This window comes from Serratia fonticola (assembly GCF_001006005.1).
In the GTDB taxonomy this organism is placed as follows: Bacteria; Pseudomonadota; Gammaproteobacteria; order Enterobacterales; family Enterobacteriaceae; genus Chania; species Chania fonticola.
In genome coordinates, this window is record NZ_CP011254.1 from 700104 (window position 1) to 715362 (window position 15259).

Genomic DNA, 15259 nt, shown 5'->3' on the forward strand with positions numbered 1-15259 from the left:
CAGCGCCGTATCATTGAGCCAGGATCTGACAATCATTATGCGTAAACCCCGCATTTACCATCCAGAGCCCTTGAGCGCCAGTGCAGAAATTGCATTGAGCGAGGATGCAGCCAATCATGTCGGCCGCGTGCTGCGGATGAGCGCCGGGCAGGCACTGCAACTGTTCGATGGCAGCAACCAGGTGTTTGAAGCAGAAATCACCCGGGTGGATAAAAAGAACGTGCTGGTTCAGATCAACGCCGGGCAACTGGAAGATCGCGAATCACCGCTCAACTTACATCTTGGCCAGGTGATCTCACGTGGCGAAAAGATGGAATTCACCATCCAGAAATCCATCGAGTTGGGGGTGAACGTGATCACTCCGCTATTTTCCGAGCGCTGCGGCGTTAAACTCGACGGCGAGCGCCTGGAGAAAAAGCTCCAGCAGTGGCAAAAAATCGCCATCGCGGCCTGCGAGCAATGCGGCCGCAACCGCATTCCGGAGATCCGCCCAGCGATGACTCTGGAACACTGGTGCGCCGAGCAGGACGATAGCCTCAAGCTGAACCTGCACCCACGCGCCAGCCAAAGTATCAATACCCTGCCGCTGCCGGTAGTGAGCGTACGTCTGCTCATTGGGCCGGAGGGCGGATTATCCGCCGAAGAAATTGCCATGACCACAGACTATGGATTTACTGATATCCTGCTGGGGCCACGCGTTTTGCGTACAGAAACCACCGCGCTCACCGCAATTACCGCTTTGCAGGTCCGTTTCGGCGACCTGGGCTAAGGACCTGTCTTCACAGGTTCGTAAGGAGAAGAGATGATCAAGCTCGGCATCGTGATGGACCCTATCGCATCCATCAATATCAAAAAAGACACCAGCTTTGCCATGCTGCTCGAAGCGCAGCGCCGCGGCTGGGAACTGCATTATATGGAGATGAACGATCTCTATCTGCATGCCGGTGATGGCCGTGCCCGCACGCGCCTGCTAAACGTGAAAGAAGATAAAGAGAGCTGGTTCAGCTTTGGCAGCGAGCAGGATTTGGCGTTGCAGGATCTGGACGTGATCCTGATGCGCAAAGATCCGCCGTTCGACACTGAATACATCTATGCGACCTACATCTTGGAACGTGCCGAAGTGAAAGGTACTTTGGTGGTCAACAAGCCACAGAGCCTGCGTGACTGTAACGAAAAGCTGTTCACCGCCTGGTTCCCGGAGCTGACGCCAGACACCTTGGTCAGCCGCAGCGCTGCTCATATCCGTAAATTCCACCAGCAGCACGGTGACATCATCCTCAAGCCGCTGGACGGCATGGGCGGGGCCTCGATCTTCCGCGTGAAGCAGGACGATCCCAACCTGTCGGTGATTATCGAAACCCTGACCGAACACGGCAGCCGTTTCTGCATGGCGCAAAACTTCCTGCCAGCCATCAAGGATGGGGACAAACGAATCCTGGTGGTGGATGGCGAGCCAGTGCCATACTGCCTGGCGCGTATCCCTGCCCAAGGCGAAACCCGTGGTAACCTGGCCGCCGGTGGCCGTGGTGAAGCGCGCCCGCTGAGCGAAAGCGACTGGAAAATTGCCCGCGCAGTTGCCCCAACGCTAAAAGAGAAAGGGCTGATCTTTGTTGGCCTGGACGTGATCGGCGATCGCCTTACCGAGATCAACGTCACCAGCCCAACCTGTGCCCGTGAGATCGAAGCTGCATTCCCGGTTTCCGTCACCGGCATGCTGATGGACGCCATTGAAAAACGTCTGGCCGCGAAGTAGGCCGACGACGCGCCCTCTCTCATTGGGAGAGGGCATGCATTTTACTTCCGAATTGAATTAACGCCATGAATTTACAGCACCATTTCCTGATTGCCATGCCCGCAATGCAAGATCCGCGCTTCAAACGTTCGGTGATATACGTTTGCGAACATAATGACGACGGAGCCATGGGATTAGTGATCAACAAGCCCGTGGAACATTTCACCGTGGAGACGGTGCTGGATAAACTCGACATCAAGCCTTCACCGCGCGATCCGGCGATCAGCCTGGATAAGCCAGTGTTCGCCGGTGGCCCGCTGGCTGACGATCGCGGCTTTATTCTGCATACCCCACGCAAAGGCTTTGGTTCCAGCATTCAAATCTCACCGGCCACCATGATCACCACCTCAAAAGACGTGCTGGAAACGCTTGGCACGCCAGATCAACCCGCCGATGTGCTGGTGGCGCTTGGCTATGCGGGCTGGGAAAAGGGCCAGTTGGAACAAGAGCTACTGGAGAATGCCTGGCTGACCACCGAGGCTGACACCGACATTCTGTTCCACACGCCGATCGCCAACCGCTGGCGTGAAGCAGCCAACCGCCTTGGCATCGATATTCGCAGCATTGCCAGCCACGCAGGACACGCCTGATGACTAACCGCACCATTATCGCCTTCGACTTCGGGACCAAAAGCATCGGCGCAGCGATCGGCCAGGAAATTACTGGCACCGCTCGGGCGCTGGCGGCCTTTAAAGCCCAGGACGGTGTACCTGACTGGCAGAAGATCGAGCGCCTGCTGAAAGAATGGCAGCCAGACCTGGTGGTGGTTGGCTTACCGTTGAATATGGATGGCACCGAACAGCCGCTGACCGAACGAGCGCGTAAATTTGCCAACCGACTCCATGGCCGCTTTGGCGTGCAGATTGCCCTGCATGATGAGCGCCTGAGCACCGTTGAAGCACGGGCCAATCTGTTTGACCATGGTGGATTCCGCGCATTGGATAAAGGCAGCGTCGATTCTGCCTCCGCCGTGGTTATTCTGGAGAGCTGGTTTGAGCAGCATCCGGGCTGATTTTCCGTGCCGGAGCAAAGCGGCTGAACATGATCGCACCGGCGGTAGGCACCACTTCCTGATCGGATTCAGGCAACTCAAGCGTATCCGGTAGTTCAAGGCTGTCCAGCGTCAGACTGTTGATACGGTACGGCGTCAGATTGCCTATCAGCGCATAGCCCCGCCAGTCGGTGGTGACGCCATACTGATTATCGATGCCAATCCCCGGCGTCCCAGTCACGCTGACGATGGCCACGGTTTCGCCTAACGTCTGCCCAAGCGTGAGCCCTTCCTGATGCGCCATCAGGCTGCCAGCAAGCTCCAGATTCTGCTGGCGATAGCCTGCCCCTTGCGAATGACCTACCCGCAGATCACCTGCGTTATATTGATAATTGGCGCTTAGATCCTGGCTGCTGCCATTGCGTTGGCTCTGACTGGTGCTAGCGTTGTAGCTCAGGCTATAGTCGTCAAGCAGCGTACCGCTGACGCCTATCCGCCGGCTGTCGGTCCGATCGTTAGCCAACGTATGATCATAGTTCAGCTTCATACGTGGTGCGCCGAGCGCGTTCAACGGCAGGGAGACAGAAAGCCCCAACTGTGCCTGTTCTTTGCCATACGAGGGGCGGTTATATTCCGCATACAGCGCAACGTCTACCTTACCCAGGCTGGCGCTGAAACCCATCTCAATGCTGGTTTCGCCTCTTTGATTACCCCGAGTGGCTTCTCGAGCCAACGTCAGGTAAAGGCTGTCTGAATCGGACAGATACTGGTTATAGCGCGCTTCCAGGCGATACTTTTTTTCCTCGTCAAAGTCACCGACAAAAATGCCGTCTTCCCAGTCCCACCAATAGGTGCTCTGCTGATCTATCGCCGTGCCAAACGTACGATAGCGCTGCCGCGGATAATATTGCGCCATCAGGCTGAGGGAAGACTCCCAGGCCGGGAAAGCCTTGGCGTAACGCATACGCGCCATGCCGCCGGTGTCCGGCGCTGAACGCCTTGGCTGACGGGCAGACGAAAATGTGTAATCCGCCGAGATCGCTCCCCACTGATTAAGGCTCTTACCAATCCCGACCGCCGCGCTGCGATAAATATCCGCCCCCTGGAAACCCCCGTACAGCGTGACCTTTCCAGGTAGCCCATAGCTGACCGATGCCTGGGCAAAGCCTGGCTGTTCCTCTTCCATGCCGTAATAAGGTTGGTATTTACCCACCGAGGCGTCATAGCGCCACTGACCGGCATAAACCAGGTTGGGCATGGAGGAATAGGGTATTTTCCGTTCGGTTTCGGTACTGTCGCTTTCGCGTATCGTGACGGTAAGATCCCCTTCGAGCGCGGGCGGATAGACGTCTTTCAACACGAATGCTCCCGGGGAAACAAACGTCTGATAGATGATTTCACCGTTCTGGCGCACCCTCACCTCCGCATTACTGCGTGCGAAGCCGCGTACCCAAGGTGAAAACTGCCGCAGGCCATCCGGCAGCATTCGGCTATCCGATACCAGGCTGATGCCACGGAATCGGACGTTGTCGAACAAAACTGACGGCGTCACGCTGTCGCCCAAGGTCAGCGTGGCGCGCCAGGCTTTGATATCCCGATAGGCTAGCGCCCTTTCGGTGTGCCAGGTCGGATTACCCCAGATCTCTTTCTGATAGACGGGCTGATAACGCAGCCGCCAAGGGCCCACGTTTACCCCGGTGGTGATATCGGCATACAGGCTTTCGTGCCGTTGCGTATCGCGATAGTTTTCGCCCGCATAATGGCCGTAATTGAACTGATAGTTAACAAATGCCGCATTGATGCCGTCATCCCAGCGGCCTGCCAGCTTGCTGTCACCCAGCATGCCAGCCGGGATATCTACCGTCAGCAATTGTGCTATCGGCTCATAGAAAACCCCAATTTTTCGGGCACTCAATACGTCGGGCAGAATACAGCCTTCAGGGGTCGTTTCCATCACTATCGCGGCATCACGTATCCCCCACTCACGTAGCAATGGGGCATTAATACACGGCTGCCCATCCAGCCCCAGGTTAACGGCCAGCTCACCCTTAAAGTTATCGTTAATAATGAGATAGACGTTATTTGTTTCAGCCCTGGCACCGTTAACCAACAGGCTTAACGACATAATGGCAATATGAAAAGTGGGTTTCATTCGTTCCCTGAGTGCAAACCACAATATTTATCCGACACAAAAAGAGGCGCATCTGCGCCCCTTAATTACCAAATCATGACTGCTTATTTCTGTGCAGCGGCCAGTTCAGCGCGAGCCTGCTTCAGCTCTTGTTTGATTTCTTTTACGTCAGCCTGCTTTTCTTGCAGTTTTTTCTGGTACTTGGCCACTTTCTTGGCGTCACCCTTAGCCTGAGCTTCGCGCAGGTCGGCTTTAATTTCCTGGACGTCTTTCTGCTTGTCAGCCAGTTTCTGTTCCAGCTTGGTGACTTTCTTCTGCGCGTCCTGCAGCACGCTGCCGTTGGTGCAATGGGCATTAACTTCGCTCAAAGCACGCTTCAGACCCGCTACGCGGTTGTAGTTACCGTACTTCTCAGCCTGCTGGATCTGATATTCGATCGCTGCACGCTTGGCGTTACAGTCGTAAGCCGCATTAGCCATGGTAGAGAAGCTGGCGCCCAGAACCAGAACCAGTGGCAGAATCGCTAATTTAGTGGTGTTTTTCATCATTTAATCCTTAAACGTTATTACACATGAGGAGCCCAAAAGCCCCCCTTCCTGTGCAACAAAGAATAAAATGATCGCCCTTACCTTAATATCTACAGAAGCCTTAATCACTCTGTAGGAAGGGACTATTCTTCTGTAGTCCGTTGTAGCTTCCTTAAGGTGCTGAGCAGCCGCTGTGCTTCCCCCAGCACCACCGTTGCGGTTGCCTGAACGGGGTTGTCATGCAATGACTGACAAGCTTGATTCAGTCTTTCAGCATTCACCAACCGGGCCGCGCCGGCCAGTTTATGGGCCAACGCCCGTATGCTTATCAGGTCCATCGGTTGTTGCTTAATGTCCATGGCAAGTTGCGCGCAGTCTTCCTGTAAACAATCCAGCAGGGTTTGGATGAACTCCCGCAATACCTTTGGCTGGCGCAATTCCGCTGGCAAATCTTCCACGATAAACGCGGGTTCCTCTTCACTGTTCCCCGCATCAGCCAGTGGCAGCGTAGACAATTTCGCTTTTAATATGCTCAGGTTAACCGGCTTGAACAGGCAGTCATCCATTCCCGCCTGCAGACAGGCCTCCCGTGCACTTTCTTGCGCATTGGCCGTCAGCCCCCAGATCACCGTAGGAACGGACTGCTGTTCATGCTCGAGGTGCCTAATTTGGCGGCTCAGGCTGTAACCATCACGTTCAGGCATCTGGCAGTCGGTAATAATCAGGTTGAAGCTCTCTTGCTCCAGCAACTGCAGCGCCTGCTCCCCATCCCCCACAGCACTGGGCTGATGGCCTAGAAACTGTAACTGTTGGGTCAACAACATTCTGCCCGCAGGATGATCTTCAACGATCAGTACCCGCAGTTGGGATGATGCCACCGGGGCTGGTTCCTCCAGAGGTGTTTGAGGGGAGAATTTCAGCAATCTCGGCACCGAAAGCAGCACGGTGACCTCGCTGCCAATACCCACCTCACTGTTCAATGCGATGGTCCCCCCCATCATCTCCACCAGCTTGCGGCAAATATACAGCCCAAGCCCTGTCCCGCCAGCCTCTCCATTGCCCTGAGTAAAGGGTTGGAAAAGACGCGCTTGAGTAACAGCATCAATCCCCTTGCCAGTATCAGAAACACGTAGCCGCAGATCCGCTCGTTCTTCGCTAATCTGATCGACCACGACGCTGAGCGTGACCTGCCCTTGCTCGGTAAACTTGATGGCATTACTCACCAGATTGGATAGCACCTGCTTGAAACGCATGGGATCAACTAACACATCGCCGGTGATCTCCGCGTCAATATCCAACCTGAACGCTAACCCTTTTTGGCGTGCCACACCGTCAAATAACATCGCTACGGCTTCAATCAAACGACGGATATCTGCACGCTGTGGATGCAGGATCAGACGGTCAGCCTCAATGCGTGAGATATCAAGAATGTCACCAATCAAGGCCAGCAGAGAATGGGCAGACTCATGTGCAACGCTCAGCAGTTCTCGATCTAAAGCTTCCTCCCGTTGCGGGCGGTTCAGCAACAGTTCCAACATGCCGATAATGGCATTGAGCGGGGTACGGATCTCATGGCTCATGGTGGCCAGGAAGGTGGTTTTAGCCCGGTTGGCACTGTCTGCGCGCTCTTTCGCCTGCTGTAACTGCGCAATCAGGCGATCGCGTTCGGTCACGTCGAACCACCCGCCGATTTTGCCTTCTGCACGCTGATCTTCAGTAATCAGCAATTGGCCCCACTGCTGCAAAGTATGCGGCTGGCCTCCCAACTGCATAACAGATAAAACCTGTTCCTGCTCACCGCCCCGGCCAATATCCAGCGTAACAGGCAGTTGCAGTGGGTAATTGTCCAGTGAGCTACCGATCACCTTCTCTGCAGGAACATTGATGGCATTAAAAAACGGCGTGTTCGCCATCACTATCTGGTCTTTCAGATTGGTGATGTAAATCGGCAAGGGCACGCTATCTATGATCGCCTGGCAACGCTGCACCAGGCGGCGCTTACTGCGCAACCGGCTGATAACCAAAACGATCACCAGCATTGCCAGCAACAGAACGATCAGTAACCATGCAGTGGAATAACAGTGGGCAAGCAATTCTCCATCACCCGGGGTCCCTTCAAGCAGATAGGTGTTGTTATACCAATTGCTGGTCATCGCATGGATATCCTCTGGGGGGATATTCAGCAATGCCTTATCGAGGATGGTTGCCAAGGGATATTCATTACCAGAGACACCAATCACAAAACGCGCCGGTTCAATATCCAGAGCACTCAGAATACTAAGCCCCGATGTGGGCTCCCGAGCCAGGAAATAATCGGCGCTAATCATCGGCAACACGAGTGCTTCAGCCTTCCCCGCTTTTAGCGCCTCAATACCGGCTTGGGGTGAAGGCACGGTAATGATCCGGCTCTCGGGGTACTGTTCCCGCAAGATAACCTGCAGAGGGTGCCCTGCGACCAGGGCAATCAACTGCGGAGGATCATGGCTAATCTGCTCCTGGATCCCCAGCAATACCCAAGAGTTGAATAAATAAGATCGAGTGGTCAGCAACCCGTTAGGCCAGATTGCATCTAGCGTCACGCCAGCGACAATATCAGCCCTGCCGGTTTTCACCGCATCCAGGGAGTCTTGCAGTGATTGCGCGCGGATAATGTCGAATTTTAGCCCTATACGGCTAGAGATAGCCTCCATGACATCCGCCGTCAAACCACGGAACTCCCCCTGAACGTCGAAAAAGCCCAGAGGGGCAAAATCACCATTCACGGCCAAGCGCACCCTGGGATGCTCTTCCACCCACTTTCTTTCCAGTGAGGTCAGCAGCAGGTGTTCATCACTTTGTGACATGGGGATCCCGCCATTCCAGCGGCTTTGGATCTCTGCTTGAGTGCTTTCCGGAATTCTCGCTAAAACAGCGTTCAATATTCTCTGTAAACGCACGTTCCCGCTGGCCATACCAAAGGAGAAACCTTTGATATCCTGCTGCGGCAGTAGCTGCAAACGCAGATTGTTCAGGTTGCCCTGGTTGATTAAATAGCGAGCTACCGTGGCATCACCAATAAAAGCGTCCAGCTTCTTGAACGACAACGCCTCCAGCGCCCGGCGCGGTATGTCAAAAACCTGATAATCCGCCGGGAAGCGTGCTACCAAGCTCTGATTACCGCTGTATAGGCGCTCGATAGCAATGCGCTTGGGGGAACTATGTTGCAGCAGGCTGTCGGTGCGCACCACCAATGCCGGTGAGGCAGAGACATAAGGTGTAGAAAGCAGCATGTCGGGATCGGCTACGTTTTTTGCAGCGACATTGCCGATCAGATCGACTTCTCCCTTATCCAGACTCCGCCGCAGGGCTGAGGCATCTTCGTAGTAACGCACCTTTATCTGTACGTTAAGGTTATAGCCGACAATCCCCAGGTAATCAGCATTGATACCGCCATAATCCCGGGTGCCACTGATGATATCAAAAGGAGAATAATTGGGTGCCGCAATGCCGAAAACCAGCACACGTTTACGGCGCAACCATTGCCAATCATCACTGGTTAGCTCGGGTTCGGATAATTGAACTTGGCTACGGCTAAGCAAATTAGTTTCACGAAATGCTGGAACTTCCCCAGCGGAAACACCGCAGCAAAAAAACAAAAGTATCAAAAGCAATTTATTCATCGTCAGGTCGTTCACTCTGATGGTGAAAAAAAGCCACCAAACCTTCTGTACTACTAACTTTTAGTTTTTCCATCAGACGTGTCTTATAAGTGCTGATAGTTTTATTGCTCAAAATCAGACGATCGGCTATTTCCTTATTGCTAAGACCCTCTGACAAATACCGTAACACGGTCAATTCACGATTGGAAAGATTCGTAAGATTATTCTCACTCTTTTGCGGTGAGTTTAGCAAAGGCATCAGAGTAATCTGTGGAAAACAGGCATAGCCTTGCAGCACCAGTTGGCACAATGGTGCCAATTGACTGATATCCTGATCCTTGTTGAAAAACCCGCTAGCTCCGGCACGCAACGCTCTTTCTGCATAGCTCCCCGTGGGCAGGCTGGTATAGACCACCACTTTAATAGCGCTGTCCACCTGGCGAATATGCTGCAGGATCTGCAGCCCATCCATTTTGTTCAGCATGATATCAAGGATCACCAGCTGCGGCGTATTTTCCCTTATTCGCGCCATGGCATCCAGACCGTTAGTTGCGGTCTGGATCGAGTCATTACCTAATGAAGATAAAATTGCTTTCACAGCGAAACAAATTGCGGGGTGATCGTCAACAATCAGCCAAGAACCCATAAGAATATCCTTATCCTAATACTAGTCCTAAAAATAACATCCCATAGATAGTTGCTTATACTGCAACACAATTCGCTCTTGAATTACCAATATATTTCGCTCTCGCACGCAACCTCTGCGCTATTGATTGCAATTAAATATAAGGTATAAGGGAAAAATAGCTAATCGATTGTGGCATTATAATATTCCCTGCGCAACACGCTGTTGCAACCCTTGTTCAAAAGTTTGCATGCCTGACTGCGCACCGGTTTGCAATACGCTGACCAACTGATGGGTTTTACCTTCGCGGATCATGCTGCTCACCGCCGCCGTGGCCGTGAGGATCTCGTAAATGGCCACACGCCCTCCCCCGGGCTTGCTCAGCAACTTTTGCGCGATCACCGCCTGCAGGCTACTGGCCAACTGGGCCCGAACATAGGCTTTCTCTTCCGCCGGGAATACATCCACCAGCCGTTCCACCGCCTGTGGCGCGCTGCGGGTATGCAAAGTAGCCAGAACTAAATGGCCGGTTTCTGCCGCGGTCAACGCCAGCCGAACGGTGGTGGTATCACGTAGCTCCCCTAGCAGGATCACGTCTGGATCTTCACGCAGTGCGGCCCGCAGCGCATCGTCAAAACTGTGGGTATCCCGGCCTAACTCCCGCTGCTGGATTAGGGAACGCTGGCTACGGTGGATAAACTCGATCGGATCTTCCAGCGTGAGGATATGGCGGCGCTGATGCCGATTAATAAAGTCGATCATCGCCGCCAAGGTGGTCGACTTGCCGCTGCCGGTAGCGCCAGTGACGAGTATCAAGCCATCTTCACACTGCAGCAGCGCCGGAATAATTTCCGGGGTAGTCAGTTCGGCCAACGTTGGGCACTGGCTGGCTATCCTGCGTAGCGCCACAGAGACCCCGGCGTTCTGCAAAAAGAAATTGGCACGCAGCCGGGTACCATCAGCCAGGGCTAGCGCCAGATCGAGCTGCCCCACCTGCTGGAGTTGCTGCCACATTGTCTGCGACAACTGCGTTTGGCACCATGCCGCCATCTGTTGTTGAGTGAGGATTTCCCCACTTTCCACGGCCTGGAGTTCCCCATCGATACGTAACATTGGCAGATGGCCGGTACATAGGTGCAGATCGGAGGCATTATGCTTTACACTAAGGGCCACAAATTCATCGATATCCATATCAATCTCCCGGGTTAATCATGAGCACTATCCAACAGAATCTGCAGGATGTCAGGAGCCGCATCGCAGCGGCCGCTCAAGACTGCGCACGCATTCCAGAAGAAGTGACATTGCTTGCAGTCAGCAAAACCAAACCTGCGGAGGCGATCGCACAAGCCATCGCCGCAGGCCAGCACGCGTTCGGCGAGAATTACGTGCAGGAAGGGGTAGACAAGATCCAGTATTTTGCCCAGCGGCCGGAAGGGGCTGGATTGGAATGGCACTTTATCGGCCCGCTGCAATCCAATAAAAGCAGGCTGGTGGCAGAGCACTTTGCCTGGTGCCACACCGTTGACCGCTTGCGTATTGCCCTGCGCCTGAGCGATCAGCGCCCCGCAGAAATGCCGCCATTAAACGTGCTGATCCAGATAAATATCAGTGACGAGCAGAGTAAATCTGGCATTGTATTGAGTGAGCTGCCTGCGCTGGCCGAGGCGGTCGCCGCATTGCCTAACCTGTGCTTGCGTGGGCTGATGGCCATCCCGGCCCCGGAACACGACTATCAGCGCCAGTTGGCAACATTCGGCCAGATGAATGACGCTTTCCAGGAGCTCAAGCTGCGCTATCCGCAGGTGGATACGCTGTCGATGGGCATGACAGATGATATGCAGGCAGCGATCGCCGCTGGCAGCACGATGGTTCGTATCGGCACCGCAATTTTTGGCGCCCGTGACTACTCGCACACCACCGTATAACGAGGATTGGATGCAACATCGCAAAATTACCTTTATTGGTGCCGGTAATATGGCTCGCGCTATCATTGCTGGCCTGGTCGCCGGTGGCTATCCGGCAACGGCCATCAGCGTTTGTGCGCCGTCGGCAAAAAACCGTGACGCCCTGGCCGCCGAATATGGCATCAACAGCAGCGCAGACAACATCAGCTGTGCACAACAGGCCGACGTCGTGGTCCTGGCAGTGAAACCGCAAATGATGGCGCAGGTTTGCTTACCTTTACAGGAACAGGTCGATTTCTCCGGTAAACTGGTGCTGTCGATCGCCGCCGGTATTCTGGTGAGCCGTTTCTATCAAATGCTCGGCGAAGGCTTGAATATCGTGCGCATCATGCCCAATACCCCTTCATTGGTCGGTAAAGGAATGAGCGGGCTGTATGCTCCCGAGCAGGTTAGCCAACAGGATCGTGATTACACCAGCGATCTGATGAGCTCGGTGGGTAAAGTCTGCTGGGTTGATGACGAAAACGGTATCAATGGCGTGATCGCCGCCGCAGGCAGTGCACCGGCCTATTTCTTCCTGTTTATGGATGCCATGCAACAGGAAGCCGAACGTATGGGATTCAGCAGCCAGGCCGCTCGCGATCTGGTGCAGCAAGCCGCTATCGGTGCTGCGGCATTAGCCGCCGCCAACCCGGAGATCTCGCTAACCACGCTACGTGAGCAGGTGACCTCCAAAGGGGGCACCACAGCCGAGGCGTTGCGGGTATTCAACGAACAGCGGTTGCCAGAGACCGTTGCCAAAGCCATGCAGGCCGCCGTTTCCCGTGCGCAGGAAATGGAAAAATCATTTTAACTATGCCCGATGAGTTTCAGGCCGCCACGGTGGTCTGATAACCAAGGGGATAACCCAGAAGTTAAGGAGAAGGGTAACTTACATGCTAACGCTGACTTTCCTGGTCAAAACCGTCGTTGATATTTACGTGATGGTGCTGCTGTTGCGCATCTGGATGCAACTGACGCGCACTGACTTTTATAACCCGTTTTCGCAGTTTGTGGTGAAAATCACCCAGCCGATCGTCGGCCCTCTGCGCCGCATCGTTCCTTCGATGGGGCCGGTAGATAGCGCCTCATTACTGTTGGCGTTCCTGCTGATGACCATCAAATATCCGCTACTGCTGCTGATCCAGAGCGGTACCCTGTCACTCAGCCTGTACAACTTGCTGTTTGGCCTGATTTCTCTAATCAAATCCGTCGGCTACCTGATCTTCTGGGTGATGATCATTCGCGCCTTGATGAGTTGGATCAGCCAGGGCCGCAGCCCGATTGACTATGTGATGTTCCAGCTTACCGAGCCGTTGATGGCCCCTATCCGTCGCGTGATCCCGGCGATGGGCGGTATTGATTTCTCCGCGATGGTGGTGATCCTGATCCTGTATCTGATCAACTACCTGGGGATGGATCTGTTTGGCGAGCTCTGGTTCCTGCTGTGAGTGCAGTTACCCCGCAACTGGACGGGCTGGTGGTCAGGCTATATATTCAGCCCAAAGCCAGCCGCGATCAGATTATTGGCCTGCATGGCGACGAGATAAAAGTCGCCATCACCGCACCGCCGGTTGATGGCCAGGCCAATGCCCATCTCATCAAGTTTATCGCCAAGCAGTTCAAGGTGGCGAAAAGCAACGTGATCATCGAGAAAGGCGAACTAGGGCGGCACAAGCAATTGCGCATCCTCAACCCGCAACAGATCCCTGAGGCCATCGCGGCGCTCATCGAATAATTTCAAGGTATCTAATATGCAAAAAATCGTTCTTGCCACCGGCAACCCCGGCAAAGTGCGTGAACTCGCCGAACTGCTGGCCGATTTCGGCTTTGACGTGGTAGCGCAAACCGAGCTTGGCGTAGACTCCGCCGAAGAAACCGGCCTGACGTTTATTGAAAACGCCATTCTCAAAGCCCGCCATGCCGCGCAGATCACCGGCCTGCCAGCGATTGCCGACGACTCTGGCCTGGCAGTCGATGTCTTGGGCGGTGCTCCGGGTATCTACTCTGCCCGCTATGCCGGTTTAGAGGCCAGCGACCAGCAGAATCTGGACAAGCTGCTGGTGACGCTGAAAGACGTGCCTGAGGGCAAGCGCGGTGCTCAATTCCATTGCGTGCTGGTCTATATGCGTCATGCAGAAGATCCAACTCCGCTGGTATTCCACGGTTGCTGGAACGGTGAGATTACTTTTGAAGCGGCCGGCGTTGGCGGTTTCGGTTACGATCCGATCTTCTATGTGCCAGAGTTGGGCTGCACCGCAGCAGAGTTGACGCGGGAAGAGAAAATTGCCATTTCTCACCGTGGCAAGGCGTTGAAGTTGATGTTGGAAGCGATGCGTAATGCCAGCTAACAGCGTACAACTGCCACCGCTCAGCCTGTACATCCATATTCCCTGGTGCGTACAAAAGTGCCCGTACTGCGATTTCAACTCGCATGCCTTGAAGGGCGAAGTGCCGCACCAGGAATATGTCGATCATCTGCTGGCGGATCTGGATGCCGATTTGCCGCTCGCCAGCGGTCGTGCAATCAGCACCATCTTTATCGGTGGGGGTACGCCGAGCCTGTTGAGTGCCGAAGCCATGCAGGCGCTGCTGGATGGCGTGCGGGCACGCATTCACGTCGCGGATGACGCCGAGATCACCATGGAAGCCAACCCAGGCACCGTAGAGGCCGATCGCTTCAGTGGCTACCAGCGCGCCGGGGTGAACCGCATCTCGATTGGCGTACAAAGCTTTAGCGCCGAGAAGTTAACCCGTCTGGGGCGCATTCATGGCCCGGATGAGGCCAAACGCGCGGCGCATCTGGCAACCGGCCTGGGCCTACGCAGTTTCAATCTGGACCTGATGCATGGCTTGCCGGATCAGTCACTGGAAGAAGCGCTGGACGATCTGCGCCAGGCTATCGCCCTTAATCCGCCGCATCTGTCCTGGTACCAACTCACCATCGAGCCAAATACCCTGTTCAGCTCACGCCCGCCGGTATTACCGGATGATGACGCGCTGTGGAATATCTTTGAACAAGGGCATGAGCTGTTGAGTGCCGCCGGTTATCAGCAGTACGAAACCTCGGCCTACGCCAAACCGGGTTATCAGTGTCAGCACAACCTCAACTACTGGCGCTTTGGCGACTATCTGGGGATTGGTTGTGGCGCACACGGCAAGCTGACCTTTGCCGATGGTCGCATTCTGCGCACCGCCAAAACCAAGCATCCGCGCGGCTTTATGCGGGGTGACTATCGGGACAAGCTGCATGAAGTCGAGGCGCACGATCGGCCATTCGAGTTCTTTATGAACCGTTTCCGCCTGCTGGAAGCTGCGCCACGCGCCGAGTTCGCCCAATATACCGGGCTGGATGAGAGTGTGATCCGCGCGCCATTGGACGAAGCATTGGCTAAAGGCTATCTGCTAGAGACGCCAGAGTATTGGCAGATCACCGAGCATGGCAAACTGTTCCTTAATTCGCTGTTGGAACTGTTCTTGCCGGAAGAATAACTAACCTGTAGGGGGCGCCGCATGCTGCGCCCGTTTAGCTAATCAATGCGGTTCGCTGCCACACGCTTCCCTGGCAAAAAAAAAGTTCCGTCGAGTTAAGAGTGCAACTCTTAAAACAAC

General features: G+C 54.6%; 15 protein-coding genes. 10 read left to right on the forward strand and 5 right to left on the reverse strand.

The features are described from left to right. Positions 1–37: 37 nt before the first annotated feature. The 4 genes from rsmE (at position 38) to ruvX (ending at position 2804) form a co-directional block, all read left to right on the forward strand. The gene (gene rsmE, locus WN53_RS02970; RefSeq protein WP_024528354.1) at positions 38–769 is read left to right on the forward strand and encodes a 16S rRNA (uracil(1498)-N(3))-methyltransferase; all 732 of its coding nucleotides are present in this window, start codon (positions 38–40) and stop codon (positions 767–769) included. A 33-nt stretch (positions 770–802) separates the two neighbouring features. Further along, positions 803–1753 carry a glutathione synthase gene (gshB, locus tag WN53_RS02975; RefSeq protein ID WP_024484034.1) on the forward strand — a complete coding sequence of 317 codons (951 nt, stop codon included), beginning with the start codon at positions 803–805 and terminating at the stop codon, positions 1751–1753. Positions 1754–1818: 65 nt separating this feature from the next. Then, positions 1819–2382, forward strand: a complete 564-nt coding sequence (locus WN53_RS02980; protein ID WP_024484035.1) for a YqgE/AlgH family protein — start codon at positions 1819–1821, stop codon at positions 2380–2382. Further along, positions 2382–2804, forward strand: a complete 423-nt coding sequence (gene ruvX, locus WN53_RS02985; RefSeq protein ID WP_021179674.1) for a Holliday junction resolvase RuvX — start codon at positions 2382–2384, stop codon at positions 2802–2804. The genes WN53_RS02980 and ruvX overlap by 1 nt, the downstream gene beginning before the upstream one ends. Here the strand turns inward: ruvX and WN53_RS02990 are convergent. The 5 genes from WN53_RS02990 to WN53_RS03010 all read right to left on the reverse strand — a co-directional run bounded on the left by WN53_RS02990 (position 2767) and on the right by WN53_RS03010 (position 10895). Beyond that, on the reverse strand, positions 2767–4935 hold the full coding sequence (locus WN53_RS02990; protein ID WP_024484036.1) for a fimbria/pilus outer membrane usher protein: 2169 nt from the start codon (positions 4933–4935) through the stop codon (positions 2767–2769). The genes ruvX and WN53_RS02990 overlap by 38 nt on opposite strands. A gap of 83 nt (positions 4936–5018) precedes the next feature. Further along, complete coding sequence (locus WN53_RS02995; RefSeq protein WP_024484037.1) at positions 5019–5459, reverse strand: DUF1090 domain-containing protein; 441 nt, start codon at positions 5457–5459, stop codon at positions 5019–5021. A gap of 125 nt (positions 5460–5584) precedes the next feature. Then, the gene (locus tag WN53_RS03000) at positions 5585–8956 is read right to left on the reverse strand and encodes an ATP-binding protein (RefSeq protein WP_024484038.1); all 3372 of its coding nucleotides are present in this window, start codon (positions 8954–8956) and stop codon (positions 5585–5587) included. A gap of 136 nt (positions 8957–9092) precedes the next feature. Next, positions 9093–9725 (reverse strand): response regulator transcription factor, encoded by a 633-nt coding sequence (locus WN53_RS29025; protein ID WP_024484039.1) that lies wholly within the window; start codon positions 9723–9725, stop codon positions 9093–9095. Positions 9726–9902: 177 nt separating this feature from the next. Then, a complete protein-coding gene (locus WN53_RS03010) occupies positions 9903–10895 on the reverse strand; it encodes a type IV pilus twitching motility protein PilT (protein WP_024484040.1) in 993 nt (330 codons plus the stop codon). A gap of 20 nt (positions 10896–10915) precedes the next feature. Between WN53_RS03010 and WN53_RS03015 the strand changes: the two genes are divergently transcribed. The 6 genes from WN53_RS03015 (at position 10916) to hemW (ending at position 15139) form a co-directional block, all read left to right on the forward strand. Next, on the forward strand, positions 10916–11629 hold the full coding sequence (locus WN53_RS03015) for a YggS family pyridoxal phosphate-dependent enzyme (RefSeq protein WP_024484041.1): 714 nt from the start codon (positions 10916–10918) through the stop codon (positions 11627–11629). Positions 11630–11639: 10 nt separating this feature from the next. Further along, a complete protein-coding gene (proC, locus tag WN53_RS03020) occupies positions 11640–12461 on the forward strand; it encodes a pyrroline-5-carboxylate reductase (protein WP_024484042.1) in 822 nt (273 codons plus the stop codon). An 82-nt stretch (positions 12462–12543) separates the two neighbouring features. Then, on the forward strand, positions 12544–13098 hold the full coding sequence (locus WN53_RS03025) for a YggT family protein (protein ID WP_021179666.1): 555 nt from the start codon (positions 12544–12546) through the stop codon (positions 13096–13098). Continuing rightward, complete coding sequence (yggU, locus tag WN53_RS03030; protein ID WP_024484043.1) at positions 13095–13385, forward strand: DUF167 family protein YggU; 291 nt, start codon at positions 13095–13097, stop codon at positions 13383–13385. Before WN53_RS03025 ends, yggU begins: the two co-directional genes overlap by 4 nt. A gap of 16 nt (positions 13386–13401) precedes the next feature. Then, complete coding sequence (gene rdgB / locus WN53_RS03035; protein WP_024484044.1) at positions 13402–13998, forward strand: RdgB/HAM1 family non-canonical purine NTP pyrophosphatase; 597 nt, start codon at positions 13402–13404, stop codon at positions 13996–13998. Next, complete coding sequence (hemW, locus tag WN53_RS03040; RefSeq protein ID WP_021806295.1) at positions 13988–15139, forward strand: radical SAM family heme chaperone HemW; 1152 nt, start codon at positions 13988–13990, stop codon at positions 15137–15139. Before rdgB ends, hemW begins: the two co-directional genes overlap by 11 nt. The last annotated feature ends 120 nt before the right edge of the window (positions 15140–15259 follow it).

Bases quoted from the DNA above. Each gene is read 5' to 3' on its own strand.
- rsmE (WP_024528354.1), top strand. From the start codon at position 38: ATGCGTAAACCCCGCATTTACCATCCAGAGCCCTTGAGCGCCAGTGCA.
- gshB (WP_024484034.1), top strand. From the start codon at position 803: ATGATCAAGCTCGGCATCGTGATGGACCCTATCGCATCCATCAATATC.
- WN53_RS02980 (WP_024484035.1), top strand. From the start codon at position 1,819: ATGAATTTACAGCACCATTTCCTGATTGCCATGCCCGCAATGCAAGAT.
- ruvX (WP_021179674.1), top strand. From the start codon at position 2,382: ATGACTAACCGCACCATTATCGCCTTCGACTTCGGGACCAAAAGCATC.
- WN53_RS02990 (WP_024484036.1), bottom strand. From the start codon at position 4,935: ATGAAACCCACTTTTCATATTGCCATTATGTCGTTAAGCCTGTTGGTT.
- WN53_RS02995 (WP_024484037.1), bottom strand. From the start codon at position 5,459: ATGAAAAACACCACTAAATTAGCGATTCTGCCACTGGTTCTGGTTCTG.
- WN53_RS29025 (WP_024484039.1), bottom strand. From the start codon at position 9,725: ATGGGTTCTTGGCTGATTGTTGACGATCACCCCGCAATTTGTTTCGCT.
- WN53_RS03010 (WP_024484040.1), bottom strand. From the start codon at position 10,895: ATGGATATCGATGAATTTGTGGCCCTTAGTGTAAAGCATAATGCCTCC.
- WN53_RS03015 (WP_024484041.1), top strand. From the start codon at position 10,916: ATGAGCACTATCCAACAGAATCTGCAGGATGTCAGGAGCCGCATCGCA.
- proC (WP_024484042.1), top strand. From the start codon at position 11,640: ATGCAACATCGCAAAATTACCTTTATTGGTGCCGGTAATATGGCTCGC.
- WN53_RS03025 (WP_021179666.1), top strand. From the start codon at position 12,544: ATGCTAACGCTGACTTTCCTGGTCAAAACCGTCGTTGATATTTACGTG.
- rdgB (WP_024484044.1), top strand. From the start codon at position 13,402: ATGCAAAAAATCGTTCTTGCCACCGGCAACCCCGGCAAAGTGCGTGAA.
- hemW (WP_021806295.1), top strand. From the start codon at position 13,988: ATGCCAGCTAACAGCGTACAACTGCCACCGCTCAGCCTGTACATCCAT.